This is a genomic window from Mucilaginibacter gossypiicola (assembly GCF_900110105.1).
GTDB lineage: Bacteria > Bacteroidota > Bacteroidia > Sphingobacteriales > Sphingobacteriaceae > Mucilaginibacter > Mucilaginibacter gossypiicola.
Genome location: NZ_FOCL01000018.1, coordinates 108,595 through 135,438, shown reverse-complemented (window position 1 = coordinate 135,438; position 26,844 = coordinate 108,595). Strand labels below are relative to the sequence as shown.

Genomic DNA, 26,844 nt, shown 5'->3' with positions numbered 1-26,844 from the left:
AAATAAAGGCAATATAAAGCCGGTTATAGCCGAAACTGTGAGTGCTGATGCAAAAGTAGTAACAGATGGCTTTGGAGCTTATAGGGGATTGGATAAATTACATCAGGAGCACCACGTTCTAAATAAAGAGAAAGAAGAGTACGTCAAAGGAGAATACCATACAAATACTCTTGAAGGCTTTTGGACTCTCCTAAAACGTGGAATATATGGCCAATACCATAAAGTGTCTTCTGAGCATCTGCAAGCGTATCTCGATGAGTTTACCTTTAAATACAATAACAGGACAAATAAATCAAACTTCGCATTATTGATTCAACGAAGTTTGACCTTTGTCTAATGATGGGCTATTACTCTTTCAAAGGGCTGGCCTCAAATTGCATTCCCTATTTTAAAAGATCATTAATTGTAGCGGTTTTACGTCCTTTTGTCTGTTGTAGCCTCACAGCCTGGTTATTATGTCAGTTTTTATGCTTCGCATGATAGTGCTGTGTCCGTTGATTTTATTAACCAAAAAGCTGCTCCGCAAATGAGGTCTGTCATGAGCGGGGCAGCTTTAAGAAGATTTCTATTAAGCCGATGCTTTGTTAAAAAGTAGTTGGCACATTGTTATGCGTGTAGTTTGTCCAGCATAAAAAGCCGATATCGCCATTAGGCAATCCATTGCTGTCGCATACATAATTGCTGGCGATGTAGCTGGTTTCGGTAGTACCGTAATGACGGTTAGCTACTTCAATGCCCGGCCAGATTGGGTTGTTAACATTGCCGTTTGGCGAACATGGCGGAGATACGGTGCCGTGCATCAGCTTGTACTGGTAATTAAACCCGGTTAACAAACGGCTGCTGCTTGCCGAGTAGATAGACAGATCGCCCTGGATGCCGGCAATATTGGCGGCATAGCTCAAGCCTGTAAGAGAGTACTGATAATGCACATAGTCATTATGTGATCCGCAGATTTCGCCATTCATTGAACCATCTGATGCAATTACGTTAGGCAATACTGTTTTTACAGCGGTGATGCCGTTTTGATAAACAGTTTGGCTGTCTTCAAATATACCTATAGCCATTTTTGCATATCCGGCAGATACATTCCAGTTGTTGTTAAAGTTGGGCACGTTATTGATGTAATTATCTTTCATGTTGTTCAGAAAGTTTACAAACTGCGTGTTTTCGGCAGTGGTCCATCCGCCGCCAACACCGCTGGCCGGGATGTAGTACTTGATAATTTCGGCAGCTGCGGCAAAGGTAGGCGCAGCCCATGAAGCCTCAAGCGATGCCTGGTTAGGCTGAGAGCCGGTTACGCTGAAATTTTGAAAGCTATTGGCCCAGCCGTCAAGAATTTGTTTTACAGTGGTTGCATAGGAGGCGGTACCGGTTTTGGCCCAGCGTAGCGCCAGGGCATAGCTCAACAGGGCATCGCCTTTAAAAGCAATTTCGTCGGGTGTGGTAACACCGCCGGCAACTTGTACAGTGGCTTTGTAGGCACCGCTTGGGCTGTGGTTATTGCAATAATTGAGTACAAACTGGTAGGCTGCCAAACGGTTGGCATCGTTTGAATTAGCCTGCTGGCCCACGTAATCAAGGGTTTGCTGTGTGTTAAGGATCCCGGGGTGGATAAAGCCGGTGGCCTGGGTTTTTAATGCAGGCGACGCTGGGTTACTGCCCGCCGCCGGCGCAACTTGTTTTTTGGTGCAATAAGTGAAAAATACGGCTGTAAAGAGCATTAGGCCCAACAGGGTTGCAAAGGTAGTTTTTGGTTTGTTGTTCATAAATTGGTTTTTAGTTTATAACTGTTTATACCCGGTATAAAGCCATAAAAACAGGCTGCTTACGGGCTGTCGGACCCGGCGTTTTTTTGCTTAGCATACGGTCTTACTGCTTTTTTGGGGAATCCCGGATAATTGGTTTGACAAAACAAATTTATTGTAAACTATTGATTAAAAGCAAGATACAAGATATGCGATACGCTTTGTCCGCAACGTCACTTCGCGGTTACAGGGGCCGTTTTAATGGAAAAAAAAATTAAAATTTTTTTGCCTGATACGGTTTATCCGCATATAAATAGGGTAGTTGCGGTTTAATTGAGAGGGATTTTCGGAGGCTAACATCAAAACAAAAGCCTGCAATTGTTTAATTACGGGCTTTTGTTTTAGAATTTGCTATCGGTATTTAATATTTTCAGGGTTTAAATCTTACTCATTGGTAAGAAACCCGCCTTTACCACGATAAAGGTCAAGTTTGCCGTTAAGTTCAATTTTTATTACCGAAATGTATTTATCCTGCTGGCTTTCGGGAATAGGGATGTATAATAAACCCGGTACCGCACTCCATGAAATTTTGCCGACGATTTTATAGGTTAGCGGTGTATCGCTGCCAAGAACGCTAATCTTTTTGATGCTGTTTTTTAGCCCTTTTACCAACACCGGTGCACTTGTTTTAGCCGGGACAAACAGGTATACAGTGGTCGAATCTTTTGATAAGGTGCTTGCTCCATAGTAATGCCCCTGTGGCATACCGGCTACAGTATTAAAAACGCCTTCGCCATTTTTTTTGTTCCAGGCCCCCAGTTCTTTAAGCATGTTCACTTCTTGAGGTGGAATGCTGCCGTCGCCTTTGGGGCCAATGTCTAATAGTAAATTGCCACCGTAGCTTACGGCATCAGTAAAAATGCTGATGATTTCATAAGGGGTTTTAAAATTGGTGTCCTGTGGCTGATAGCCCCAGTTATCATTGATGGTCATACAAAGTTCCCACCATTTGTAATTAGGCCTTGATACCGGGAAATTTTGTTCGGGCGTATCGTAATCGCCAAAGCCCTGCAGGCGTCCGTTTATGATAGTGTTGGGGTTGTAGCTTAACAGTTTTTGTCGCACAGCCGGTGCGTTCCATTCTTCGGCACTGTGTTCCCAATCGCCATCAAACCACCAGAGGTCGGGGTTATATTGTTTGGCCAGTTCATCCAGCTGGCCGTTCATAAAGGTTAAATATTTAGCCCATTTTGCAGGCTGAGAACTAACCTGGTACCGGCTGCTGTCTTTTAAAAAACCGGGATAATCGGCATGGCTCCAATCAATAAGCGAAAAGTAAGCCCCTGCTTTTACACCACGTGCACGTAAGGCATCGTATAATGGTTTTAACAGGTCTCTTTTTGCAGGAGTTTTTTTCACCACATTCAGCGGGCCGTATTTGCTGTTCCATAACGCTACACCATCGTGATGTTTCGTGGTCATTACAGCATAGCGGGCACCGCTTTCTTTAATCAGTTCTGCCAGCTCATCCGGTTTATATTGATTTGCTGTAAAGCCTTTTAGTTGGTTCATATAATCCGGATAGCTGATCTTTTTGTTATGAAAACTCCAGCTTTCGTCTATCCCTTTCACCGAATAGATGCCGTAATGAATAAATATGCCCAGTTTGGCATCAGCAAACCATTGCATTTTTTCTTTGATTTCATCGGGGTTTACACGGTGTTGCGCCTGTGCGTAACCCGTGTATAACATGGTAAATAATACCATGAAAAGGTGTGATAGTTTTCTTCTCATTTTCAAAAGTAGTTATTGATTTTATAAACTTGCATTGAACTTTTTAAAAAAAATAAAAAGTTTTCTTTCTTTATTAAATTAATTTATTTAAATATGCAGATATAAACCCCTGCTAAAATGTTTCTTAAGAATATCGACCTTATTAAAGGGCTGTATTACAGCAAGGCAGCTTCCCTTAACGACCTGAGTATTTACACAGGCAGAAGCGTCCCTTACGTTACCAAAGGGATAGCTGACTTAATTAAGTCAGATATTGTAAAGGAAGTAGGCATTCGGGCCTCAAGTGGGGGTAGAAAACCCGCAACCTACTCATTGATAGCCGAAACCGGCTTTATCATTTCGGTAGCTATGAACCAGTTTTTGACAAGGATTGTAATTGTCAATATGAGTAATGAGTTTGTAGGCGAAGTGCAGGAGTTTGAATTAAAGCTCAATGATAACAAGGATGCTATCCATTCATTAATAGCTTGTATCCAGGCCGTAGTTGTTAACTCAGGATTACCAAAAGATAAATTTTTAGCTATAGGTATTACCATGCCGGGTTTTATTGACGCGTTTTTGGGCAATAACCTGAGTTTCCTTAAATCTCCTGAAGAAACATTGGTGACCTACATCAACAAACAAGCCGGACTACCTGTATTTATTGAAAACGACTCGACGGCTATAGCCCTGGCCGAGCAAAAATTTGGCCTTCCCATCGCCCGTAATAACTCCATGATCATAAACCTTGGCTGGGGTGTTGGCCTGGGGATGATCATCAATAAAGAGATTTTTAAAGGGCATAGTGGTTTTGCTGGAGAATTTAGCCACCTGCCGCTTCATAAAAACGGAAAGTTATGTTCATGCGGCAAGCAGGGCTGTTTAGAAACAGAGGCTTCTTTGCTGGCTATTGAAGCCAAAGCCATTGAAGGCTTAAGACAAGGCGAAGTCAGCAGCCTGGTAAAATATGATACATTATCGGCAGATGATATCATTACCGAAGCGCTCAAAGGCGATGCTTTCGCTATAAAAATAATCTCGGAAGCGGCTTATTTTATTGGACAGGGGCTGGCCATATTGCTGCACCTGATGAATCCCGAAAGTATTATTTTAAGCGGAAAGGGAAGTGTTATTGGCAAATTATGGCTTAGTCCTATTCAGCAGGCCATGAATGAGCATTGCATACCCCACTTAACCACTTACACCCAATTGGCGGTTTCAAACCTTGGCAACAACGCGCAACTGTTAGGGGGCGTAACCACGGTGATTGAAAACCTATATAAACTTAGTCCGCAGGCCAGTATTTCCGAACCTGCATAAATATATCCAAGAGCTTTTTTTAACTCAATTAATCAATTTTCATGCAACAATTTTATCTAAACTTGAAAAGGTGGGTGGTCCTGCTACTGCCCCTTTTTATCTCGGCAAATTTATTTGCCCAAACAAATGTTACAGGAGTGGTGCGCGATGATACCGGGCCGTTACCTGGTGTAACTGTAACGGTAGTGGGTACCACAAATGGTACGCAAACCAACGCAAATGGTGCATACAGCATTAAAGTTGCTAAAGGCACAGTACTTAAATTTTCATCTGTAGGCTACACCCCCAAAGAAGTTACTGTTGGCGATAATTCCGTGATCAACGTAACGCTGGCCGCAGGTAAAGGCGAGTTAAACGAAGTTGTGGTTACCTCATTCGGTATCAAGCGCCAGGAAAAATCCCTGGGCTACTCTACTGCTTCAATTACCGCAAAGCAATTAACAGAGGCCGGTAATACCAATTTTGCTTCGGCATTGTACGGTAAAGCTCCTGGTGTTAAAATTACTACAGCTCCCGGTGGTTCAAGCAGCGCTGTAAACGTGCAGATCCGCGGTATCAACTCGCTTAACTACAACACTCAACCCCTGTATGTTGTAGATGGTGTTATTATCCGTAATAACAGTGAGACAGGTGCCGGTGGTTCAAATAACGGTGGATACTGGTCTGATCAGCGGATCAGGGGTAATGGAATCCTGGATATCAACCCTTCGGATATTGAAAGCCTTACCGTACTAAAAGGCGCGAGTGCAACAGCGCTTTACGGATCTGATGCTATGAGCGGTGCCATTGTGATCACTACCAAAAAAGGTTCAAAATCAAGAGGCCTTGGTGTTGATTTCAACTATGTAGGTACTGCTGAACAGGTAGCGTTTACTCCAAATTTTCAAAACGTTTACGGCCCGGGTTATGACCGTGCTACCAACCTGGCAGGTGGTTTTACTGAGGATGGCTGGTTAGCTGATGCTAATTCACCGTCAGGTTACAGGCCACGTTTTAGCTCATATGCGCAATTTGGCCCTAAAATGGAAGGTCAGAAGATCAGGTGGTGGGATGGCGAGATCAGGGATTACACTCCACAGCCAAACAACTACAAGGACTTATTTCAAACTGGCTATAGCTCAAATGCCAACATTGCTATATCAAACCAAACTGATAAGGTTAACTACCGTTTATCGGCAACCCGTTTGGATTATACCGGTATACAGCGTGGTCAAAAACAACAAAAAAATTCTTTTAACTTAAATACATCTGTCAAGTTAAGCAATAAAATTAGCGCAGATATCGTTGCGAGCTACGTAAATACCTTAACCCATAACCGTCCGTACCAGTTAGGCCGTGTTTTAGCCAACTTTGGTGGCTTCTTAAACCGTTCGGAAAAAGCGGATGTGTTATTGGATAATTATCAAACATCTGAAGGTTATAAATACGTAACGCTTGCTAACGCTGCCAGAAACCCAGCTGAAGCTTTCAAATACAATATGAGCGGCGCTGATATTATGGACTTTTTCTGGACGCAGTTAAAAAACAGCGAGGATGAAACCGAAAACCGTTTGATCACCAGTGCTACTTTAAACTGGGATGTGCTTAAAAATGTAAAGTTCCGCGGACGTATCGGTAGTGATTATACCGGCCGTAATACCGATTCGCAGCAGTATAACGAGTACCCTACAGCCTTTAACGGTTCATCAAGCACTGGTTATTACGGTGTTTCCAAAGCTCAGTATTCAATTACTTATGGTGACTTATTGCTAACCTATTCGCCAAAATTGACCAAAGACCTGAGCATGTCTGTTAGCGGTGGTTATACCTCACGAAGCGAAACTTACCGCGATCAGTCGTCAGGCACTAATGGTGGTTTGGTAACCGAAAATTTCTTTTCTTTATCAAATTCATATGGGGTGCAAAATACTTCTGCTACCCGTGGTGCTCTTAAAAGCCAGGCTTTTTTTGGTGTCTTAAACTTTAATTATAAAAATTATTTGTTTTTAGAGGGTACTGCGCGTAACGAGTCGGCTTCAACACTTCCAACAAAAAACAATACCTATTTCTACCCATCGGTAAACGCGGGCTTTGTATTTTCAGATGCGTATAAAATGCCCGAATTTATCAGCTACGGAAAATTAAGAGCATCATATGGTGTAGTTGGCAATAGGGCGCCAAGGTATGTGGCAAATGTGTTGTATAATCAATCATCATTGCAAACCCAATATGGTTCTGTTACCCAACTGACCTATGCGTCTGCCTATGGTAACCTCCAATTAAAGCCAGAGATGAAATATGAGCAGGAATATGGCCTGGAAACCCGTTTCCTCAGAGATCGTTTAGGCTTTGATTTCACCTACTATAGCAACCAGGTTAAAGACGTAATTATGGCGTTAAACGTTGCGCCATCTACCGGAGCTGCCAACTTGCTGGCCAATGCCGCTACCTTACACAGCAATGGTTTTGAGTTTGCTTTAAACGGTAAGCCGATCACCGGTAAATTTAACTGGGATGTCCGTTTAAATTTTGCTATCAACCGTTCTAAAACAAACAACCTGGCTCCTGGCTTTGACAAACTCACCTTCTATTATGGAGATCAGTCTGCATTAGCGGTGGTAGCCGAGGCTAACCAACTTATAGGTAATATCTTGGTTTACCCGGTTGCGAAGGATGCCAATGGCAACAAGATTGTGAACAGCGATGGTTTATACACTATTGACAAATCAAAATATGTGAACGTAGGTAATATACAACCTAAAATTGTAGGTGGTATTGCCAATACCTTCAACTACAAAGGCTTCTCTCTTGATGTATTGGTTGATTACCGTTTTGGCGGTAAAATGGTATCAAACCCATTAAAATATGGTACCGCAGCAGGTATGTACGAAAGTACTTTACAGTATCGTGATGCAGCTCATGGTGGTTTAGCTTATTACATTGATGGCAATGGCGGTAAACATTTGGGTACTGCTCCAAACGGCGGCAAAACCTATAACGACGGTGTTATACTTCCGGGCGTTAATGAAAACGGAGAGAAAAACACTACGATTGTTGACGCTGCTTCATACTATCTGAATACTTATGATTGGGGCGAGAACTCTGTAAACGAAAACGCAGTATTTAAAAACAACTATGTGAAATTGCGCGAAGTTGTGTTGGGTTACAAATTGCCTGCAAGCGTAAACAAAGCGCTGCACGTAAATAACTTAAGATTCTCTTTAGTAGGAAGAAACTTATTGTATGTATACCGCACACTTAAAAACCTTGACCCGGAAGCGCCGATTGGCGACACATGGTACAGGCAAGGTGTTGACGAAGGTTCATCACCTGCCACCAGGAGTTTTGGATTCTCATTAAACGCGAATTTTTAACAGCACAAGTCATTAATTATGAAAAAGAATTTTAAAAATATAGGATACGCGTTTTTGCTTGCTTTATCATTGGGAAGCTGTAAAAAAAGCATCGACGAAAAGTTTAATAACCCGGAGCAAACAGCACAGGTGACTATCCCCTACATGTTTACCGGCATGTTAAATAATACCAGGGTAAGGGCCGAATACTGGCATTACAGAACGTTTGTACTAACTGCTACAGCTGATTTTTCACAAACCTGTTTCCTGCCTAATACCAATACTGTATATCAGCCTAATGACGGATACATGGGCAATCGCTGGGAAGATTTTTATCATCCAAATGGTTCGGCTAATGGTGTCATGGCTTTATACCGCACCATGGAAGTTACCTATAATCAAATGTCGGCTACAGATAAGGTTGCTAATGACGTAATGATGAATGCTGCCCGTGTGGTTTTATATGATCAGGCATCAGAAATGGTTGATTGCTGGGGCGATATCCCGTTTAGCGAGGCGGGTAGCCTTGAAACAACTGCTGCGGTAAAAAATCCAAAATTTGATGACCAGATAGCGCTGTACAAAAGCTTTATCTCAGGTTTGGATGCGGCTTCAACATATTTTAAAACAGCTACTTTATCAGGACAGTCAAGCAAAGCATTTACACAACAGGATATCTTGTTAGGTGGTAGTGTTGATAAATGGAGAAGGTATGCTAACTCTATCCGTTTGCGTATGTTGATGCGTATGTCTTTTTATGACGAAGCCGGTTCAAAAGCTGAGGTTGCTAAAATGCTGGCCGATCCAACATCATATCCGCTGATTGATGGTGGTAATGTTGCAGCTTACAGCCCGGCGGCTACCGACGTTTTATTAACGCCGTTAACTACTTATACCGGGTCGTTGCAAAATGCGCTTACCGAAGGTGGCAGTAACTATGCACCAGATTATCTGTTAAATACAGTATTACTGCCGGCTAATGATCCAAGGATCCCTGTATTGTACGACAAGAACGGTAACAAAACATACAAGGCAATGCCGGTGACTTTTACAAGCGAGCAGGCCTCAACTGAAGCAGCTAATTATTCGGTAGTTGATTCAACCACTTTCTTAACTAATAACAAACTTCCTGGTATTGTGATAACTGCACCTGAAGTTAATTTCCTTAAAGCTGAGGCTTTTGAGCGTTGGGGCGGCGGTGATGCTAAAGCTGCGTACGAAACTGCGGTTAGTCAGTCTGTTTACTATTATTTTTATCTGAATAGTTTAGGTACCGGCGATAAACCAACTTTGAATGCTGCCGATGTCGCAACTTTACTGAGCTCTGCTTCAGTAGCTTATACAGGTACTCAAACCGAGAAGCTGGTGAAAATATGGACACAGAAATGGGCGCATTTTGGCTTTATGCAAGGTACTCAGGCCTGGAGCGAATACAGGCGCACTAAATACCCTGTATTGAATTTCCCAAGCACAGGCAAACTTGCTAATTATACTACGCCGCCAACCCGCTTAGTATATCCGAGTATCGAAACTGGTCTTAACAGTCACTATAGTGATGTAAAAGCAAAAGATACACGTACAACAAAGATCTTCTGGGATGTAAAATGAGATACCAGATAGTTAATGGTTGATTAAGAGCTGCCCGCGATAGTGGGCAGCTTTTTTTATTTCTGCAGATTGTTGCCCGGTACGATGGGGTAACTGGCCGGGCTGTATATCATTTAAATAGAAATGGACGCGTGTCGGTTTATCAAACAACTATACCTTCAACCCGCCGAACATGCTGAAAAAAATTATGCATAGCACCAGTATGGTAATCCCGATATACAGTTTATCCTTTTCGAGTACAAAAGCAAATAAAGAAAATGCTATCCGCAAAATAGGGGTAGCAATTAATAGTAACACGCCCAACTGGATAAACTCTTTAGTTTGAAGGTGTGCAACGCCGCGAATGATTCCGGTGAAAGAGGTATAACCCTGACCTTCGCCAATAAACCGGGTATAATCGGGTACAGCCATTTGTCCCTGCGCCAATAAATAAAACGTTCCGCCGGCAAGTACAACAATACTTGAAATGATTACGCCGAAGCGCAACTGCAAGCCAACCAACTGTTCTACATCCTGGTCTTCCCAATATGTTTTTGACAATAACTTTTTCATGTTTTAAAATTTATGGTTGTAGCCGTTATAAATCATTTCTAACGCTACAAAGATTATAGCTACGCAGAAAATGATCCGTAAGGCAGTGGGGTTTATTTTTGTGAGTAATTTTGAGCCGGTAAAAGCGCCGCCCAATACACCAAGGATAACAGGAAAAGCCAGCCCAGGATCCATATAGCCCCGTTGCAAATAAACTACTGCGCTGGCTGCCGCAGTAACCCCGATCATAAAATTGCTGGTTGTTGTACTTACCTTGAAGGGGATACGCATAGTTGAATCCATAGCTAATACCTTTAAGGCGCCCGATCCTATTCCTAATAGCCCTGATAATACGCCCGCGAGGGTCATTATTGAGAAACCTGCACCCACATGCTTAATTTTATAATTTACCTCTCCATCTTTTGTGGGATAGCTGTTATTTAATTTTAGTACTGCCGCCAGCTTACTCCCTTCATTAGAAGCCTCCTGATTCTTTTTTCTGAGGGTCATCGCTGCCGAGAAGATCAGGATAGATCCAAAAAGTATTGCGATGGTATTTGTTGGCGTATAAACAGCAATTACGGCACCTATCACCGCACCCATGGTTGTTGCAATTTCTAAAAACATCCCAAGCCGGATATTGGTGATCCCTTCCTTTACATAGGCAGTGGCCGCACCAGATGAAGTTGCAATGGAAGCCAGCAGCGCAGCGCCTATGGCATAGCGAATATCTGCATGAAAAACCAGTGTTAACAAAGGGATGATCACTACACCGCCCCCCAGTCCGGTTAAAGAACCCAGCAAGCCTGCCAGGTAAGCCCCTATCAGTAATATGATGGTGAATGTTAAAATGCTCATGATATTAATAATTATGATTTAAAATGTGCTGTATAATTTGTTGTGCCTGTTTCCCTTTTCTTGCTTTGATAGCATTGAACAGTTGTTCATGCAAATGATGGCTCAGTGCAAAATGGCTGACGCCTTGTTTCTCTCTTTTGTTAAAGAAATCCCGGATGATGTGCGCAAAACTTTGATACAGATCTGCCAAAACTTTATTTTGAGCAGCACCGGCTATGGCCATGTGAAAGGCAATGTCGGCGTCTGCACAGGCCTGCCGGTTTTCCTGCTCTATGGCTTCTCTGCGGAGTTTCAGAAAATGTTCGATATCTGAAAGTTGTTCTGAAGTATGTAACCCGGCCGCGAGCTTAACGATCTCACATTCCAAAAGACTTCTTACAGCATTGATGTCTTCAAAATCTGCCTGGCGCAACCGTTGATCAATAGTCCTGTCTGGCAGGTCTGAATTAACGATGGTACCATAACCCTGCTTTACGGTAAGTATACCGGCAGTTACCAGCGTTTTTACCGCTTCCCTTACCGTTGACCGGCCTACATTATATAACCTCATCAGTTCCGGCTCCGAAGGTATTTTTTCTCCGGCTTTGAATTTGTTCGCTGCAATATCCTGTTTTAACAGGCCAACTACTTTGTCGCCAAGTTTTTCTTTAATTGCCATTGCTTTGCATATTTATTTCACAAACATACGATGAATAATTTAAACATCTGATGTTTGAATTGAATTTTACATTTTTTTGTTTTTTTTTGACGGGAGAGTTGTATTAAAAATGAAAGGAGTAATTAAAAGAAAATCAGATTTTTAGATAAAATAAACTTGTAATTATGGTTTTGAGTGGGGAATGCGTTGCCGGTGTTGGTTAGATTTCCTATAACCAACGTTGCATCAATTATATATCCGGGAGCCGGCAGCAAAACCCCGACTTTGCTTAGAAACTAGTACGAGCCCCTCGCTGTAACTTATAGACAAATAATTGCGATGGAAGAAGTATGTGAGGTACGCGCTGTTTGTACAGGAAGGTCTTGTTGACTCGCTGAGATAAAGCAGCACTTGCAGATTGTGATTGGTAAAGTATTGTAAACCAGTTTATGTGGCGGTTTAAAAAAGCTTCATTATATCCAATTGGATGTAGCAACGCAACGGGAGTGTTAAAACTGGTTTGTACTTTTCATTTGTTGAATTTGATATATTCAACAAATGAAAAGTGTTTTTAGGGGATTCTATATAAAGTCGAGGTAGTATCGGTGGTAGATAAATTGCTAACACCCGCGTCGGTCAATGAAGATCAATACTGTTTTTTTATAGATATTGATTCTTTACCAACCATTTGGCGATTTTCTTGATAGTTTCCTGGTGGCGATCAACGCCTTCAGAACGTACCATTGATTCACCGTAAGTACCGCCCTCAGAAATATCGACCATACGGGTAACGCCATCTTTATTGGTGGTAATAATACAGTTTTTGACACCGCCTTTGCCTGCTTTAAAAGTAGTTTTAGCTACTACCAATCCGCTTGGCAGGCTAAACTCGTAAGCATCCTGATCTGCACCGTTAGGTGTTATATCTTTGAATACGCCAATTTGATCCAAGCCCTGTAAAATCTGGTTCTCCTTGATCATGACATTCATACCGTAATTGCGGTTTACCAAATTATATTCTATCTGTGCTTTCGGGTTTTTGCTTTTTAACGCTATCAATTCATTAACCTTCGATACGTCCAGCTGGTCATTTATCACTACGCCGCTCTCGCCTAATAGTTTAGCAAATGCCTTTTCCGGACCAAATTTACTTAGCCCAAATATCGCCACCTGACCGGTAGATAAGAAAGTAAAACGGTAATAGTAACCATCGCCATCATTACGTGATGGTGCAAAATCAGTAGCCATGGTAGCGATCACGAGCTTGTTTCCGGCCATATTATCCAGCTCATAAGAAGCTGTAAGCCCAAAGCTGCCTTTATCTTTTATACGTATTACTTTGGCTACATCTTTACCATCTACGTTGATGGTTCCTGATTTGTAATCTACTTTTTGAGCCATGGCAACGCAGGTGCCGGCAATTAGCATTGTTGACAGTATTATTTTTTTTAGCATAAGGTTTAAATTTTGGTTGAAGATAAGTTTTAATACTTAATTAGATGGTTATTTTGTATTGAATGTTTGTCAGACAATAAATTCTAATTGAAACTATATTGTATGGCCTTCGAATAATTACCAGGGTTGTCGTACGCTTATCGCTTGTCCTGATATGTGAAGTATCAAGTTTTGTGATAATTATTCTCGAAGTAAGTATTTAAATACCCGCTTTTTTCATTCTAAGAAAATACCCGGAAGCTAATCGACTAATAATAATATCATAACGATTAATTAAATATAAATGGCTTATATTTAATTAATTATAATTTGCTATTCCTTTTTTTACCTTAATTACTCAAACATGGAAACCAAGACCATTACTAAATTCTCGGCCGAGTTTTTCGGCACACTTGTACTTGTTTTGATGGGCTGCGGCAGTGCAGTAATTGCGGGCGCAAATGGCACCAGCGGTGTAGGCCTATTGGGGATTTCGTTTGCGTTCGGACTTTCGGTTGTGGCTATGGCGTATGCTATTGGTCATATATCGGGATGTCACATTAACCCGGCTATTTCTATAGGTATGGTGGTAGCAGGCCGCATGAAAATGAGCGAAGCATTTATTTATATAATAGCGCAGATATTAGGTGCTATTGCAGGTGCAGCCATCTTGTTTATTATTGCCAGCGGTAAAGACGGTTACAGCCTTTCGTCCAACGGCTTAGGGCAGAATGGGTTTGGGGCATCATCGCCGCAGGGTTATAACATGCTTGCGGGCTTCATTGCCGAAACTATATTTACTTTTATATTCCTGCTCGTAATTTTCGGGTCTACATCTACTAAAAATATACATGGCGGCTTTGCCGGTCTCTCTATAGGTTTGAGTTTGGTGCTCATCCATATTGTAGGTATACCAGTTACCGGTGTTTCGGTAAATCCGGCACGCAGTATTGGCCCGGCACTCCTGGTTGGCGGTGCTGCTATTTCACAGCTCTGGCTGTTTATCCTTGCACCTATATTAGGGAGTATTTTAAGCGCCGTGTTTTGGCGCTATTTACTAGAGAGAGAATAATAGTTTGATCTGACGAAATAAGTTCAATCCTTCGCTTCAAATCCTTTCGATATAAAAATGCCTGTAAGTCGGCGATTTACAGGCATTTTTTAGTTTTGGCGGAGAGGGAGGGTTCAGAACCTGTCTCTGTATTCTTTTGATCTTCAGTCGATTGTATGATTTTTAAAAATCGACTCACCGCGTGACTCACCAGTTTTTTCTTGCCTGAAAATGGAGACGCAAATCTTAACGCAAAGATAGTAAATACATTACTTATTGAATGCATAAACAAATTGAAATCAAGCTTATTAACGGTGCTTAATTTGATTCAGGTTAGCGAAAGCGATATTAGAGAATAAGGATACATTGACCACGCTATACCCCGCTTATTTAAAGGTTCGTCATTATCCCAGTGCAATTTCTGCTGCTATTTTTTTAAGGTCTTCCTTGTTAATAATGCTCTTCTTTTCGTATTGCTCCAAATGAAAGTTTTCCAGTTTTTGTAAAAGATATTGCAACGTGAATTTTTCAGCAATCGTCAGTCTTCCGGTGATGATCGTACCCACATAGCTGGTATGTTCGAATACCTGAAATAGTAATATTTTTCCCTTATCAGTAATGGCAATATGTTTACTTCTTTTATCCTTTTCGTCGTCCCATTGCCTTACCAAACCGTGGGCGATCAGACGTCTGAGCACCTCCGTACCCGATGTTTTTTCCTGTAGATTATAGCTGATCAGTTCACTTTTTGACAAATGGCTATGTGTTAAAAGGATCGCCAAAGCGGTAAAATCTTCGGCGGTTTGCAAGGGTGTGCCTTCCAGCGCCTTTTTTATATAAGATTTCGCATAGCGGCTCATGAAAACAAACAAGCGACCAATATTATTATCCAGCTGATAGGCAATATCCAAAGCGGCGCTGTCATTAGCGCCGAACCTAACTTCACTACTCTGTGTATTACCGGCAGGGTCACCAACTTTATTCAACAGAAAACCTGTAAAATCCTGTAAAGACGCTTCCCGTCCCTGGTTTTCTTTTTCCAGTTCGGCTACAAGATCGATCAGTTGTTGAATAAGTTGGTATGAATTCATGTTTTTATAAAATTGAGCAGCCAGACAATTTTCAAATTTAGTTCCTTTTATTGAGTTCCGGGTTTTGGTTTTTGAATGCTGCATAAGCTGCAAGGTAATTTTGCTTAGCATCTCCCTGCGGCTTAAAGCTTCTCAGCAGGTTCAGTATTCTGATCAGCCTCAATTTATAAGCGGGCAATTCAGGAGCATTAATCGCCAGCATATCAGCCATTTCTTTTCCAAGCAGGTAACGCATTAAGCCCAGGATATCGTTGGCAGTCGCCTTACTTTTATTCACCGAAAGAATATGAGCGGTTAGCGATCTGGTTAGTTCCTGTCCGTGCGCAGAAACAGTGAATTGCCTTCGTTTAATAATATTATCAAGTTGCTGCGCCTTTTTAGAATTTTCCGGGATCAGATCTTCATCTAAGCCCGATAAGTAACCTACCACTGCCCAGATATGCATAAATGCTGCCTGATCTTCCTCGCTAACGCTGTAACCGAGCATTCGCAACCCGCGAATTACGATCAGCGAAAATGACAGGTTTGTTCCGGCCATGTCTTCCTGGTTTATGGGTAATCCCCAGCTGTCGTTCCATTTGCCGCTATGAAGCGTGTAGTAACGAACGGCCGCATGCATGATCCTCACTTTTAAAATTTCTTCAAAAGCGCTTCCGTCTTTACTGAAAGCATCCGGCCCCATTACTTCCCAAACAAAAACAGCGGTATCAAAAAGCCTTTTGGTGGTTTGCTTGCGGATCAGCTCTGACAAGTATAGCACCATTGCGCCATTGGCGGCATTATAACAATAGGGCAATGATAGCAACCCGAGCAAACTCAAAATGATCTCAGAATGCCGGGCAAAGAAAACAGCGCCGGTTTTCATCAGCCGTGGCTGTGCCCATGTGGGCAGTTCCGTAGCTTTATCAATAAAGGAAAAACCCGGAAAGGTATCTTGTATTAAATTCAAGTGGAGAGTACCAGAAGCGCCACCCATCCAGTCCTGTAATTGCTTTTTTTTCGCCGGATCCCTAAAAATATAACGTATAAACTCATCCGCCTGCGCGTCGCCCAACAGTCGTTTACGGTCTAAAAGTTCATTGCTATATGAATTATGATTCCTCATTAACACATGGTATTTATCATGGCCTCTGCAGCCAGCCTGCCACTTTTCATAGCCGCATTGATCGAGCCATTCATCAAATAATCACCACAGGTGAAGCATTGGGCATTTACCGACATGGTTGTATAATCAGGTTCATTAATTATGTGGTCGTCATTGGGCAGCGCATAATCAATATGGTAGGTTCTTAAATGCTTCCAGCTGACGGCTTCGGGATACCAGAATTTCAATTCGTTAACTACATTTTCCTGGAGTTCGTTTTGGTTGGCTTTAGAATGATCCCCGATCAGCGACAGTGAAATTAAAGTATCACCGTTTTCAGAATACCGGGTGGAAATACGATCCATTACCGCTATGTTATTTACGATTTTTCCCGGTAACGTATTTAAAGCTATAAGAGGCTTTTCAAACGGTCTTTTTTTAGCGGTGAAATACATATTGCTAACAGAGTGGTGTTCAATTTTCGAATTTCTATTACGTATGGGGGAACGCAAAGGATCGGTAGCGATCAAAACAAAGTTAGCCTGATAGCTAACCCCATCCGTTGTTGTTACCGAGCCCCTATTAACAGCGGATACATTTTGATGAAACAGCAGTTCCTGTGAAGAAAGGCATCCGGCAAGTTGTTTAGGTATCATGCCCATTCCTTTGGCTGGAACCGCAGCATTTCCTTCGCTAAACATTTTGAAAACAAACTCAAACATTCTGCTGGAAGTACTTAGCCTGCCTTCGAGAAATATCCCGGTCATAAAGGGCCGGAAAAACTGGTCCATGACCGTTCCGCTAAAACCTTCTTTTTTCAGGTATTCTGTAGTAGTGATCTCCGGTTCTGAAAATATCTCATCTATACTTTTACCAGCCAATTTTAGTTTTAACCGTAGCATGCGTAATTTATCGGCAAATGTCGCCGCTGGAGACAGCAAAGTACTCACTATCGAACCTGGCTGCCTGGCCGGATCTCCCAAAGTAGTGATGCCCTCCCTGTTCAAAATAATTGCGCCGGAATCAAATTTGCATAATTCCAGCGCCTTGTAATCTAATATTTTTTGGGCTTCGGGATAAGCTGTTAAAAAAACCTGGAAACCCCGGTCGAGCAGGTAGCCGTCTACCTCATCTGTTCGCACTCTGCCACCTACTCCATCGGAGGCCTCCAAAACCAAAACCGATTTGCCGGCAGCCTTTAATAATTTGGCGGCAGTTAAACCGGCAATGCCCGCGCCTATAATAATCACTTCCGCGTCTTTTTTCATCACTTACGTATTGAAGTTGACATATGTATTTAATAGATGGGGTTCAACACCGGGCTTGGCATAGGCGAGTTGCCCAACGGGTTGCGCAAGATAATAAGTATCCAAACCGGCCACGGTCATGGTTCTTGCTTTGCCGTGATCAGCTGTTCCATCCGGCCCGATCAATCCGTCTTCTGTCAGGATATGAACTATTTCACCAATTACAATGGTTGTTCCGTTAACCTCCATATCAATCATCTCACGCAGTTTCAGCCCTATGCGTATGTTGGATGCTGCAACAAAAGGCGCTTTAAAGCCATTCAAATAATGCTTTTTGAAATGGCAGGCATCAAACTCAGAAACGCCCGAAGGATAACTTGCACTGGTTTGATGTGCCTCTATATACCATTCGGGCAGCACGTTATTGAGGGTGTATTGTCCTGTTGACCTGATATTACGCAGTGTATCATTGTGCTCACGTTCAGGCCGGATCACCATTCCGATAAGCGGCGGGTTGGCACCCAAATGGAAAACAGAACTGATGATACACAGGTTGGTGATACCATCGTTACCGGTAGTGCCCAAAAGATTCAAAGCCCGGTAGCCTATCAAACTATTGATCAGGCTTGTCCGGTATTGCTTCTCCATCTGAAAGATCTGTTCGCTTTTTATATCCTGCATCTTAACTTGTTTTTAATTTACCTAAACCACCATCCATGCCGATAACCTGCCCGGTCATCCAGCTGGCATCATCCGATAATAAAAAGGCGATCAGCCGGCTGCTATCTTCGGGTTGTCCTATCTTTCCTAAAGGATGGCGTTTAGCTGAGGCTTCCCGTTTTTCAGCTGTGCTCAACAAGGTTTGAGCGAGTGGCGTATCTGTTAACGACGGTGCAACCACGTTAACCCGGACATGCTGGGCGGCAAGCTCGACTGCCAAAGACAGGGCCACACCTTCAACCGCACCTTTTGCCGCTGCGATACTGGCATGGTAAGGCATGCCTGTTTTGGCAGCGACAGAACTGATCAACACGATAGATGAACCGGCGGCATTTTTTATAGGTTTAATAGCTTGCCGGATCATACGTGCTGCACCTAAAACATTCAGCTGGAAATCCTTCAAAAAGTCGTCATCAGTTAACCTGCTGAACGGTTTCAGCGTGATGCTGCCAACAGAATAAACCAGGCCATGCAATTGCCCTGGAAGGAACATTTCTACCGCCTCCAAATTTTCTAAAACGTCGGCTTTTAAAAAATGTACCTCTTCCGGCCACTCGGCTGATGCCGATCTTGATATCGTATAAATATTTGCTTGCTGCTGATGAAGCAATTTAATCAGCGACAGGCCAATGCCGGAACTTCCACCGACTACCAGGATATTTTTTCCGTTGAAATTCATGATCCGATATACCTTAAAAATTCATTCTTAGTTTCGATATTTAAAAACTGCCCGCTATATTCAGCGGTAAGCGTGGTGCTGCCTGCGTCCCGAATGCCACGGCTGGATACGCAATGATGGTGCGCGTCTATGATAACCGCTACATCTTCCGTGCCCAATGCTTCTTTGAGCATATTGGCTATCTGCATGGTGAGCCTTTCCTGCACCTGCGGTCTTTGCGAACAATACTGAACAATCCTGTTAAGCTTTGATAAACCGATCACCTGCCCGTTACTGATATAGGCAACGTGGGCTTTACCTACAATAGGTACAAAGTGGTGCTCACAATTGCTAAATACAGCAATATTCCGTTCCACCAGCATCTGGTTATAGTTGAATGGATTTTTGAATAAGGTGGGTTTGGGTTTATTAGCAGGGTTCAAGCCGCTGAAGATCTCCTTCACGTACATTTTAGCCACCCGCTTAGGCGTATCTTTCAAACTGTCATCTTCCATATCCATTCCCAAAGTTTCCATGATCGTTGTAAAATGTTTGGCAATCAGTTCCATTTTGGTATCATCGTCCAGTTCAAAAGCGTCAGGACGGAGTGGGGTGTCGAAGGCAGCATGATAATGATCCTGCTCCAGATCTGTTACCACCCGCGCTAAAGTTAAGTCATTCAGTATTTCGTTTTTTAGCATGAAATTGTTTTAACATAAGTTAAAGAGCTTTTGCTATTTATCGCCTTTCTCTGATTTTTAAACCAAGGGTAAAACCTCGCGCTTAAACCTGAATAGATCATTACATTTAGTAAGATCAAATCCATGCCATAAAAAATATCCTCAACGGGAATGGTCAAAATACGTAAGCCTGTAATATGCGCCGGGTTGTACCAAACTACCGGGTTTTCCAGGCCGGTGCCAGTCAGCAAACCATTCACAATGAGAAAAGGTAGTAACAACAGCAAGTAAGCATTATAAAACATTGACAGCCAGTTTACTTTTAAAATAAACTGTGCGGTAAAAAGTAAGATAGTTAAAGCAGCGAAAGTGTAACACGTGTAATGTTGTTTATGAAACCAGATTGCCATAAATAAAGAAAGGGCTATTAGTAATGAGCTAATGATAATCTGATAACGGGCAGATATCTTTTTTTTGATCATTACATTTAAACAAGCATAAGTGAACACACATGAGTAAGGGATACAAAAAAAGAACAACACTTCTTCAACAGGCAAGTTGCCGATGTAGATGCCTGTGAGGTAAACAGGATTAAAGCCCCATATTTTTAAGTGAGTGAAATACATATCCCAGGCAATAAATATTCCTCCTGTTATGAACATTGCCGGAAAAAGTGAACGCCAGTTTCTATAAAACTTCAGGCTGGGATGAAATGAAAAAAGAAAGGGCACCAGCACCGAAAAAAGATTGATTAACAGATATGTAAATCTCATGCCGGGTTGTTTTTTGAAGTATTACGGAAATATTTCCAGGATACCCATAACATACCGAAGCTTTCGCCGTCATATTTACCCGTATGCTTATGGTGCATTTTGTGCGCCCGGCGGATGGCTTTCAGGTAACGGTTCTCTGAATTACGCAGCACTTTTATTCGCTGATGGATAAACAGGTCATGTACAACAAAGTAACAAGCGCCATAAAGCGTTATGCCTGTGCCGATGCAAGTGCATACCGGCAAATGATACAGCGCTCCTGCCGCAAGGCAAGCCATGCCGGGAAGCGCGAAGATCAGGAAGAACAAGTCGTTGCGTTCCAGAAAGCCATCATGTTCTTTCAGGTGGTGATCGCGGTGCAGCGGCCAGAAAATACCATGCATCATATATTTGTGGGTTAACCACGCCACACCTTCCATTCCTGAAAATGCAGTTATTACAATAGCAATGTTAATGAGCAAATTCATTTTAAATAATTTGACGGTAGATTTCCAATACTTGTTCCAGGCATATTTTAAACCAGGCTGTATATTGTTCAGGCTGTTCCAATAATTCAACAATTAACAAATCGGTATCTATATACCTAAAGCCGGCCACTTCCGCAGGATTTGGCAACGGCAACTCATCGCTGATGCCCATAAAAACATGATCGTATTCATTTTCGATTAAGCCGTTCGCAAATTCATGACGATAGCTGAACTGAAATAACTCTGTCAGTTCACAATCCATTCCCATTTCTTCCTGCAAACGTCTATGAGCGGCATTCTGTGTAGTTTCGCCTGCACGCGGATGACTACAGCACGTGTTAGTCCAAAGCCCGCCTGAATGGTATTTATCCAAATCCCTTCGCTGAAGCAGCAACTGGCCTTTGCTGTTGAATACAAAAACGGAGAAGGCGCGGTGCAGCGTTCCCGATATGTGAGCCTCCATCTTATCTATTTCACCAATAGCGTTACCGGCTGTATCAACTATAATTATGTTATCTTCCAATTGTTATTTATTTAGGTTACTAGATCTTTCATCATGGATTAAAGCACATTCAACTTGTACCTTACCAGTGAATCAAACATTAAATAAAACTTGTGCCCGTTTGATACCCGTATCCTTTCCGACATTACTTTTTCGGCCGGTACTTTCGCTATTTTCCCGAATAGTTTCTTATAATAAACGTAAGCCAGGTAAACACCCTTGCGGCAGGAACGTGGCAACTCCCTGATCCCTTCCAGGGCTTCGTTAAGTTCTGAAAGAATATCCTGTTCTATAGCACGCTTGTTCTCGTCTGAAAATGCAGACAGGTCAACATCCGGAAAGTAGGTGCGATTAAGTTGCTCATAGTCAGCGTTTACATCCCTGAGAAAATTGACTTTTTGAAAAGCCGATCCCAATTTCATCGCAGGGATTCTCAAGCGCTCAAATTCGGCCTGATTGCCATTGGTGAATACGTGCAGGCACATCAGTCCGACTACCTGGGCAGAACCCATTATATATTGCTGGTATTTTTCTGCATTATAAGATTGTTCACCAAGGTCCATCTCCATGCTGTTCAAAAACTGTATGATCAGGTTGTGATTGATTTTGAATTGGTTGACAACCTGTTGAAATGAATTAATTACCGGGTTAATACTGATGCCACGCTCGATAGCGGTAAAGGTGTCAGCCTTTAACTCTGCCAGCATAAGTGATTTTGGATAATTATGGAAACTGTCCACGATTTCGTCGGCTAATCTTACAAAGCCGTAAATCGCGTGTATGGGATGACGTACCTCCTTGTTAAGAAATAATATCCCCAGGGAGAAGCTGGTACTGTAAAGCCGGGTTGTTTCCCTGCTGCACGTAGCAGATAAGATATCAAATCGTTCTTTCATTTATGGTTAAGATATTGTATTAGCAATTGAGCGGAAACCTTACCCGAAATAATTGAAGGTGGTACTCCCGGCCCTGGAACGGTAAGTTGCCCGGCATAAAAAAGGTTCTTTACCTTTTTATTTTTGATGGAAGGTTTAAGGTGCGCGGTTTGCATTAATGTGTTGGCCAGGCCGTAAGCATTCCCTTTAAAGGAATTGTAATCTGTCTTGAAATCTTTTACACAGTAGCTTTTCTTATAGTCAAGTGCGGTTCTGATCGATACACCAGTATAATCTTCCAAACGTTCCATAATTAACCCGAAATATTCCGCTCTTAACGCCTCGGTATCTTGTATATCCGGTGCCAGCGGCATCAGGATAAATAGATTTTCATATCCATCAGGGGCTACGCTATCATCTGATTTTGAAGGGCAGCAAACATAAAAAAGCGGCCTTGTAGGCCATTTTGGATCTTTGTAAATTTCTGTCGCATGGAGCTTTAAATCCGCATCAAAAAATAAAGTATGATGTTCCAGTTTTTCTAATTTTAGTTTTACACCCAAATAAAAGATCAGGCTCGAAGGAGCCATTACCCTTTTTTCCCAGTAGTCGGCACTATAGTTCCTGTTGGCTTCATCAAGTAATTGTTGCTCCACATGATGATAGTCCGCCGATGCAATAACGCCTTGAAATTCATCCTCGCCATATTTAGTACCTACCTTTTCGATATGTCCATTCGCAACCCGTAAATGGCTTACCGGTGAGTTGGTATGAAAAACAACTCCCTGGGCTTCGCATACTTTTTGCATGGCTTCGATGACTTTGCCAAAACCGCCTTTAGGATACCATGTACCGAGCTTTAATCCGGCATAATTCATTAAGCTGTATAAAGCAGGCGTATCTTGTGGCATCGCGCCCAGGAAAAGCACCGGAAATTCCATTAATGTAATTAAACGAGAATCTTTAAAAAATCGCCGGACATGCTTACTAAAAGAAGTAAAAACCTGTAGTCTGAAAGCGCCTTTGATCAGATCCCAATCGGCAAACTCTGATAAAGAAAGGCCTGGTTTATAAACCAATTTATTCATCCCCGTGCGATATTTATAGGCGGCTTCTTCTAAGAAAAGCTTAAGCTGTATAGCACTTCCAGGCTCTATCGATTCAAATAGCGATTCTAAAGCAGCATAGTCCGCAGGCACGTTTAATACATCGCTTTTTCCGAAGACAATAGTGAACCCGGGATCGAGTTGTTTCAATTCATAAAAATCGGACGCTCTATAACCGAAATCATTGAAAAAGTTCTCAAATACTTCAGGCATCCAGTACCAGCTCGGCCCCATATCAAAAGTGTAACCTTCCTCAACCATTTGACGGGAGCGGCCTCCTATGCCAATATTTTTTTCATAAACAATGACACGGTGTCCTGCCTTGGCTAAATAGGCGGCTGCACTCAGGCCGGCAAATCCGGAACCTATCACAGCGACAGAAGGCTTTTTACCGGTGATAATGTGATCAATATGATTTGGCTTTAACATTTGGCAGTTAAGGAAACAGGTTATTTTGAATTGCTGGATCAAATATAATTCAATAATATACTATATTTTAATTAATGGTATGTTTTTGTATTAATTCAGAAAGGTTTTAAATTGCATTTTCCACAAACATTATTTGCCGTTGATCTTATTGTTATCTGATAGTTTTAGTAACACTGAGAGCTTGGAGGTACTAGCTGTGGCAGCGTTTGCTTGGTGTTGACCAAGAATATAAAGCTAGTTAAGAAAGCTTTAGGAACGAGTATAGTTGCCGAAGAGGGTATAGGCTTTGCAAACTATAAGACGGAGTTTTCCATAAAGAACATATGTTAGGATACATAAAACATTTACAACTTATCTGATTAAAAAATCCATTTAATAAAAAAGCGTGTATTGAATGCGGAACACTTTGCTAACTTACTACAGGTAAAAACAATTATATTTTCCTTAAATCGGCTTTGTAAATCATTTTAGTTTTTTTCTGAGCCTTTGGATACGGTTTTGATATACATTTCCGAAGAAGCGCAACATATGTCTAAAAGAATACTGGTAATTGACGACAACGAGGATATCCTTGAAATATTGAACATCGTGTTCCAGGAATCCGGATACGACGTTATCTTGTCCAATACAGGCGAGGCAGCCGACAATATCGCGGTGATTCGCCCGGACCTTATTTTGCTGGATGTGAATATTGTTGGATCCGAGAAAACGGGGCCGGAAATTTGCCGTGAGATCAAGTCTAATTACCTAACCGCTGATCTCCCTGTGATGCTGGTTTCAGCCGAAACCGATCTTGACCTGATAGCAGTTGGCTGTGGCGCTAATTCATTTGTAAGAAAGCCATTTGACATCTACGAATTATTGATGCATGTTAAACAATACCTATCTTAGCAGAAAGATTAAACAGCTATGATGGAAAAACAACCCGGCGGATCTTTACAAAAAATTAGTCTGCCAAAACAGGAACTGAAGTCGTTTTTTATAAGTCACCTCAATAAAATTTACGCTGCCAAAGCACATTTGGTTTCAAACCTTCCGCAAATTGCCAATGAAGCGCATTTTAGGGATCTTCGACATGCCATAATAGAAACAATTGAAGATGTGGAAAAACAAATGGCTCGGATGGAAATGATATTCGCTTTACTGGACAGCAATATCAATCCCGGAAATTTCGGTGGATTGGCCGGCCTCGTAGATGACGCTTTTAAGGATATTAAACTTCACGAAAAGAAACATGAGCTTCGGGACATGTCCATACTGTTTTATCTGCACAATATTGAAAGCATGGAAATGGCATCATTTCAGATCCTCCAGATAGCGGCGGTTAAATTAAAGAACAACCAAATTAAACAGCTTATCCGGGAAAATTATGATGAGGCAAAGGCAGACAGGACATTAATGCTGCTGATTGCGGCTAAATACATTACTTCGGTTTAGCAATACTCCTTAACCATAGGATATGCGTAGCTAGGTCATTTCTGACACAAGGTAAGAGTTAGCCATCTCAAAATTTTCTCCCAATTATAATCTTTAATATTTCCAATTATAGAGTTCTACAAAAAAAGGTCCCAAAGAAGCCGTGTTTTATTTCACGTCACGTTTGCCCGAGCGTGCGTTTACCGGGCAAGTAGATTTGGAACCCAAATGACAGCCCCAGGCTGCTTTGATAGCCAGCGTTGCCAAAGCCCCCAACACCCTTGTACTTGACCATTGTCTCCAATTCAATATTGGGCGTAACAAAATAGACAACGCCCGGCCCGAAACTAAATAACAATCCATTGCGGTGGCTCCCGCCATCGCTGACATTAATCCCGCCAAGACCGACTGTTGCTTCTCCAAAAAACGCCCGTGTTTAACTACTTCAATGTCGGCGCCCAGATATTAACGTCCAAGTCCGCCGATTCCATAGTTTACCGTAGTGGCCGAAGCTTTTGCAGTTTGTATCCCAAGGTTAACACACCCGCCAAGGGCGACATTATCTTTTACAAACCAGGCGGCCTTTGGCGTGAGGTCAAGACTGAATACCTTCGAGTCATCCAGTCCAAGAATGATATTGGACAAACTGCCTCCCACCATCACATTTCCTTACTGTACTTGGGCGCTAACGATTTTTACTTGCGCAACCGCAGCAAGTAACATCAATAAGAATATTTTTTCATTTTGCTTGTTTTTTTTAAAAATAAAGTGAGTCCAATCCTCCGGTTTTGCTGACGGCCGGTAGCCGTTTTATTACTCGCTAAGGGCTGTGTTTGGCCATAACTCGTTGCTTCAATCCATTAAGCATAAGCACCTTGCACAACCAGGTAGGCTTCAACAGCTTTCGCGCGGTTTTTTGAAAGATGTATATTCAAATCAGCGGATCCAGTGTTGTCTGCGTGGCCAGCAATTTTCAACCACTTTGCCGTCTTCTTCTGTAACAATTATTTTTTTTTGCTGGATTAGTGGCACAACCCATTTAATAGGGCAACCTGCGCCATCAGCCTTCGTGCTGGCGTTCAGCACGGTGCCGGTGCCTTTATCAAATTTATTAGCAACAAGTTCACGGTTCTCAGCGGCCATGTCCATAGTATATTGCTGCTGGCCGCCTGTCGTTTTGCATCTGCTACTGCAAGACGGTTAAAATACTGTTGCCGTTGCTACAAATGTTTTTAAAAAGCAATAGGATTCAGAGCTAAAAAGTACTTTATTAGCCGGAAAATAGATCTTTTGATTAACGCCTAAATATAAAAGCCCTTTCTTCTGATTTAAAAAAAATTTATCTTCTCAAGTAGCCGGCGCGCGACTCGAACCGTAAATTGGATTGTTGGAAAACTACAAAGTCAGGAGGGTGTTAAAAGTTTTCTGTTCCCGATAAACGCATATTTTGTCAATTCATGGTTCGAATTCCGCACAATAAGGGGTAAACCCAATAAAAGCCTTATAG

Annotated in this window: 27 protein-coding genes; 7 read left to right on the top strand and 20 right to left on the bottom strand. The window is 42.1% G+C overall.

Annotated elements, in window-relative coordinates; translation table 11 throughout:
• The coding region (locus BMX50_RS32140; protein WP_143065320.1) for an IS1595 family transposase at positions 1 to 337 on the top strand (337 nt) is incomplete at its 5' end.
• Positions 338 to 584: 247 nt separating this feature from the next.
• On the opposite strand, the gene BMX50_RS32135 is transcribed toward BMX50_RS32140, so the two are convergent.
• Both BMX50_RS32135 and BMX50_RS32130 read right to left on the bottom strand, forming a co-directional pair.
• Positions 585 to 1,766, bottom strand: coding sequence for an alginate lyase family protein (locus tag BMX50_RS32135; protein ID WP_091221300.1), 1,182 nt, complete (start codon positions 1,764 to 1,766; stop codon positions 585 to 587).
• A 423-nt stretch (positions 1,767 to 2,189) separates the two neighbouring features.
• On the bottom strand, positions 2,190 to 3,539 hold the full coding sequence (locus tag BMX50_RS32130) for an alpha-L-fucosidase (protein WP_091221294.1): 1,350 nt from the start codon (positions 3,537 to 3,539) through the stop codon (positions 2,190 to 2,192).
• Between the two features lie 117 nt (positions 3,540 to 3,656).
• Here BMX50_RS32130 and BMX50_RS32125 point away from each other — a divergent pair, with 117 nt between their 5' ends.
• From BMX50_RS32125 to BMX50_RS32115, 3 genes are read left to right on the top strand one after another with little or no spacing between them, the layout of a single operon-like run.
• Entirely contained in the window at positions 3,657 to 4,838 is a 1,182-nt protein-coding gene (locus BMX50_RS32125; protein ID WP_091221291.1) for an ROK family protein, read from the top strand.
• Positions 4,839 to 4,879: 41 nt separating this feature from the next.
• Positions 4,880 to 8,191: a SusC/RagA family TonB-linked outer membrane protein gene (locus tag BMX50_RS32120; protein ID WP_091221287.1), complete on the top strand. Its 3,312-nt coding sequence runs from the start codon at positions 4,880 to 4,882 to the stop codon at positions 8,189 to 8,191.
• 18 nt (positions 8,192 to 8,209) lie between these two features.
• Entirely contained in the window at positions 8,210 to 9,778 is a 1,569-nt protein-coding gene (locus tag BMX50_RS32115) for a SusD/RagB family nutrient-binding outer membrane lipoprotein (RefSeq protein ID WP_091221284.1), read from the top strand.
• Positions 9,779 to 9,928: 150 nt separating this feature from the next.
• Here the strand turns inward: BMX50_RS32115 and BMX50_RS32110 are convergent, their stop codons facing one another.
• From BMX50_RS32110 to BMX50_RS32095, 4 genes are all read right to left on the bottom strand, one after another.
• Entirely contained in the window at positions 9,929 to 10,330 is a 402-nt protein-coding gene (locus tag BMX50_RS32110; protein ID WP_091221281.1) for a DUF1634 domain-containing protein, read from the bottom strand.
• A 3-nt stretch (positions 10,331 to 10,333) separates the two neighbouring features.
• Positions 10,334 to 11,167 carry a sulfite exporter TauE/SafE family protein gene (locus BMX50_RS32105; protein WP_091221277.1) on the bottom strand — a complete coding sequence of 278 codons (834 nt, stop codon included), beginning with the start codon at positions 11,165 to 11,167 and terminating at the stop codon, positions 10,334 to 10,336.
• Positions 11,168 to 11,171: 4 nt separating this feature from the next.
• Complete coding sequence (locus tag BMX50_RS32100; RefSeq protein WP_091221273.1) at positions 11,172 to 11,825, bottom strand: FadR/GntR family transcriptional regulator; 654 nt, start codon at positions 11,823 to 11,825, stop codon at positions 11,172 to 11,174.
• 639 nt (positions 11,826 to 12,464) lie between these two features.
• Positions 12,465 to 13,259: a hypothetical protein gene (locus tag BMX50_RS32095; RefSeq protein WP_143065319.1), complete on the bottom strand. Its 795-nt coding sequence runs from the start codon at positions 13,257 to 13,259 to the stop codon at positions 12,465 to 12,467.
• A 343-nt stretch (positions 13,260 to 13,602) separates the two neighbouring features.
• Here BMX50_RS32095 and aqpZ point away from each other — a divergent pair, with 343 nt between their 5' ends.
• On the top strand, positions 13,603 to 14,310 hold the full coding sequence (aqpZ, locus tag BMX50_RS32090) for an aquaporin Z (protein ID WP_091221265.1): 708 nt from the start codon (positions 13,603 to 13,605) through the stop codon (positions 14,308 to 14,310).
• Positions 14,311 to 14,693: 383 nt separating this feature from the next.
• On the opposite strand, the gene BMX50_RS32085 is transcribed toward aqpZ, so the two are convergent.
• From BMX50_RS32085 to BMX50_RS32035, 11 genes are read right to left on the bottom strand one after another with little or no spacing between them, the layout of a single operon-like run.
• On the bottom strand, positions 14,694 to 15,380 hold the full coding sequence (locus BMX50_RS32085; protein WP_167668166.1) for a MarR family winged helix-turn-helix transcriptional regulator: 687 nt from the start codon (positions 15,378 to 15,380) through the stop codon (positions 14,694 to 14,696).
• A 37-nt stretch (positions 15,381 to 15,417) separates the two neighbouring features.
• Entirely contained in the window at positions 15,418 to 16,485 is a 1,068-nt protein-coding gene (locus BMX50_RS32080; protein ID WP_091221258.1) for an oxygenase MpaB family protein, read from the bottom strand.
• Entirely contained in the window at positions 16,485 to 17,732 is a 1,248-nt protein-coding gene (locus BMX50_RS32075) for an NAD(P)/FAD-dependent oxidoreductase (RefSeq protein WP_091221253.1), read from the bottom strand. Before BMX50_RS32075 ends, BMX50_RS32080 begins: the two co-directional genes overlap by 1 nt.
• Before the next feature lie 3 nt (positions 17,733 to 17,735).
• Positions 17,736 to 18,392, bottom strand: coding sequence for a flavin reductase family protein (locus BMX50_RS32070; protein WP_091221250.1), 657 nt, complete (start codon positions 18,390 to 18,392; stop codon positions 17,736 to 17,738).
• A 1-nt stretch (position 18,393) separates the two neighbouring features.
• The gene (locus tag BMX50_RS32065) at positions 18,394 to 19,110 is read right to left on the bottom strand and encodes an SDR family NAD(P)-dependent oxidoreductase (RefSeq protein ID WP_091221247.1); all 717 of its coding nucleotides are present in this window, start codon (positions 19,108 to 19,110) and stop codon (positions 18,394 to 18,396) included.
• Positions 19,107 to 19,790 carry a GTP cyclohydrolase I FolE gene (gene folE, locus BMX50_RS32060; protein ID WP_091221243.1) on the bottom strand — a complete coding sequence of 228 codons (684 nt, stop codon included), beginning with the start codon at positions 19,788 to 19,790 and terminating at the stop codon, positions 19,107 to 19,109. Before folE ends, BMX50_RS32065 begins: the two co-directional genes overlap by 4 nt.
• A complete protein-coding gene (locus BMX50_RS32055) occupies positions 19,784 to 20,542 on the bottom strand; it encodes a lycopene cyclase domain-containing protein (protein WP_091221240.1) in 759 nt (252 codons plus the stop codon). The genes folE and BMX50_RS32055 overlap by 7 nt, the downstream gene beginning before the upstream one ends.
• On the bottom strand, positions 20,539 to 21,009 hold the full coding sequence (locus tag BMX50_RS32050; protein WP_091221236.1) for a sterol desaturase family protein: 471 nt from the start codon (positions 21,007 to 21,009) through the stop codon (positions 20,539 to 20,541). Before BMX50_RS32050 ends, BMX50_RS32055 begins: the two co-directional genes overlap by 4 nt.
• A 1-nt stretch (position 21,010) precedes the next feature.
• Positions 21,011 to 21,532 (bottom strand): isopentenyl-diphosphate Delta-isomerase, encoded by a 522-nt coding sequence (idi, locus tag BMX50_RS32045; protein WP_091221232.1) that lies wholly within the window; start codon positions 21,530 to 21,532, stop codon positions 21,011 to 21,013.
• Between the two features lie 38 nt (positions 21,533 to 21,570).
• Entirely contained in the window at positions 21,571 to 22,407 is an 837-nt protein-coding gene (locus tag BMX50_RS32040) for a phytoene/squalene synthase family protein (protein WP_091221228.1), read from the bottom strand.
• Positions 22,404 to 23,921 carry a phytoene desaturase family protein gene (locus BMX50_RS32035; protein WP_091221224.1) on the bottom strand — a complete coding sequence of 506 codons (1,518 nt, stop codon included), beginning with the start codon at positions 23,919 to 23,921 and terminating at the stop codon, positions 22,404 to 22,406. Before BMX50_RS32035 ends, BMX50_RS32040 begins: the two co-directional genes overlap by 4 nt.
• A gap of 528 nt (positions 23,922 to 24,449) precedes the next feature.
• On the opposite strand from BMX50_RS32035, the gene BMX50_RS32030 reads away from it, so the two are divergent.
• A complete protein-coding gene (locus BMX50_RS32030; protein WP_091221220.1) occupies positions 24,450 to 24,812 on the top strand; it encodes a response regulator in 363 nt (120 codons plus the stop codon).
• Positions 24,813 to 24,830: 18 nt separating this feature from the next.
• The gene (locus tag BMX50_RS32025) at positions 24,831 to 25,358 is read left to right on the top strand and encodes a DUF892 family protein (RefSeq protein WP_091221218.1); all 528 of its coding nucleotides are present in this window, start codon (positions 24,831 to 24,833) and stop codon (positions 25,356 to 25,358) included.
• A gap of 444 nt (positions 25,359 to 25,802) precedes the next feature.
• Here BMX50_RS32025 and BMX50_RS35020 read toward each other — a convergent pair whose 3' ends face one another.
• The 3 genes from BMX50_RS35020 to BMX50_RS35010 all read right to left on the bottom strand — a co-directional run bounded on the left by BMX50_RS35020 (position 25,803) and on the right by BMX50_RS35010 (position 26,480).
• Positions 25,803 to 25,997 (bottom strand): hypothetical protein, encoded by a 195-nt coding sequence (locus BMX50_RS35020; protein ID WP_223818015.1) that lies wholly within the window; start codon positions 25,995 to 25,997, stop codon positions 25,803 to 25,805.
• Between the two features lie 200 nt (positions 25,998 to 26,197).
• A complete protein-coding gene (locus BMX50_RS35240; RefSeq protein ID WP_394332330.1) occupies positions 26,198 to 26,272 on the bottom strand; it encodes a hypothetical protein in 75 nt (24 codons plus the stop codon).
• A 1-nt stretch (position 26,273) separates the two neighbouring features.
• Positions 26,274 to 26,480, bottom strand: coding sequence for a hypothetical protein (locus BMX50_RS35010; RefSeq protein WP_244281159.1), 207 nt, complete (start codon positions 26,478 to 26,480; stop codon positions 26,274 to 26,276).
• Positions 26,481 to 26,844: the final 364 nt, after the last annotated feature.

Excerpts from the sequence above, each read along its gene's own strand:
- BMX50_RS32135 (WP_091221300.1), bottom strand. The coding sequence starts at position 1,766 with ATGAACAACAAACCAAAAACTACCTTTGCAACCCTGTTGGGCCTAATG.
- BMX50_RS32130 (WP_091221294.1), bottom strand. The coding sequence starts at position 3,539 with ATGAGAAGAAAACTATCACACCTTTTCATGGTATTATTTACCATGTTA.
- BMX50_RS32125 (WP_091221291.1), top strand. The coding sequence starts at position 3,657 with ATGTTTCTTAAGAATATCGACCTTATTAAAGGGCTGTATTACAGCAAG.
- BMX50_RS32120 (WP_091221287.1), top strand. The coding sequence starts at position 4,880 with ATGCAACAATTTTATCTAAACTTGAAAAGGTGGGTGGTCCTGCTACTG.
- BMX50_RS32115 (WP_091221284.1), top strand. The coding sequence starts at position 8,210 with ATGAAAAAGAATTTTAAAAATATAGGATACGCGTTTTTGCTTGCTTTA.
- BMX50_RS32110 (WP_091221281.1), bottom strand. The coding sequence starts at position 10,330 with ATGAAAAAGTTATTGTCAAAAACATATTGGGAAGACCAGGATGTAGAA.
- BMX50_RS32105 (WP_091221277.1), bottom strand. The coding sequence starts at position 11,167 with ATGAGCATTTTAACATTCACCATCATATTACTGATAGGGGCTTACCTG.
- BMX50_RS32100 (WP_091221273.1), bottom strand. The coding sequence starts at position 11,825 with ATGGCAATTAAAGAAAAACTTGGCGACAAAGTAGTTGGCCTGTTAAAA.
- BMX50_RS32095 (WP_143065319.1), bottom strand. The coding sequence starts at position 13,259 with ATGCTAAAAAAAATAATACTGTCAACAATGCTAATTGCCGGCACCTGC.
- aqpZ (WP_091221265.1), top strand. The coding sequence starts at position 13,603 with ATGGAAACCAAGACCATTACTAAATTCTCGGCCGAGTTTTTCGGCACA.
- BMX50_RS32085 (WP_167668166.1), bottom strand. The coding sequence starts at position 15,380 with ATGAATTCATACCAACTTATTCAACAACTGATCGATCTTGTAGCCGAA.
- BMX50_RS32080 (WP_091221258.1), bottom strand. The coding sequence starts at position 16,485 with ATGAGGAATCATAATTCATATAGCAATGAACTTTTAGACCGTAAACGA.
- BMX50_RS32075 (WP_091221253.1), bottom strand. The coding sequence starts at position 17,732 with ATGAAAAAAGACGCGGAAGTGATTATTATAGGCGCGGGCATTGCCGGT.
- BMX50_RS32070 (WP_091221250.1), bottom strand. The coding sequence starts at position 18,392 with ATGCAGGATATAAAAAGCGAACAGATCTTTCAGATGGAGAAGCAATAC.
- BMX50_RS32065 (WP_091221247.1), bottom strand. The coding sequence starts at position 19,110 with ATGAATTTCAACGGAAAAAATATCCTGGTAGTCGGTGGAAGTTCCGGC.
- folE (WP_091221243.1), bottom strand. The coding sequence starts at position 19,790 with ATGCTAAAAAACGAAATACTGAATGACTTAACTTTAGCGCGGGTGGTA.
- BMX50_RS32055 (WP_091221240.1), bottom strand. The coding sequence starts at position 20,542 with ATGAGATTTACATATCTGTTAATCAATCTTTTTTCGGTGCTGGTGCCC.
- BMX50_RS32050 (WP_091221236.1), bottom strand. The coding sequence starts at position 21,009 with ATGAATTTGCTCATTAACATTGCTATTGTAATAACTGCATTTTCAGGA.
- BMX50_RS32040 (WP_091221228.1), bottom strand. The coding sequence starts at position 22,407 with ATGAAAGAACGATTTGATATCTTATCTGCTACGTGCAGCAGGGAAACA.
- BMX50_RS32035 (WP_091221224.1), bottom strand. The coding sequence starts at position 23,921 with ATGTTAAAGCCAAATCATATTGATCACATTATCACCGGTAAAAAGCCT.
- BMX50_RS32030 (WP_091221220.1), top strand. The coding sequence starts at position 24,450 with ATGTCTAAAAGAATACTGGTAATTGACGACAACGAGGATATCCTTGAA.
- BMX50_RS32025 (WP_091221218.1), top strand. The coding sequence starts at position 24,831 with ATGATGGAAAAACAACCCGGCGGATCTTTACAAAAAATTAGTCTGCCA.
- BMX50_RS35020 (WP_223818015.1), bottom strand. The coding sequence starts at position 25,997 with ATGGTGGGAGGCAGTTTGTCCAATATCATTCTTGGACTGGATGACTCG.
- BMX50_RS35010 (WP_244281159.1), bottom strand. The coding sequence starts at position 26,480 with ATGGCCGCTGAGAACCGTGAACTTGTTGCTAATAAATTTGATAAAGGC.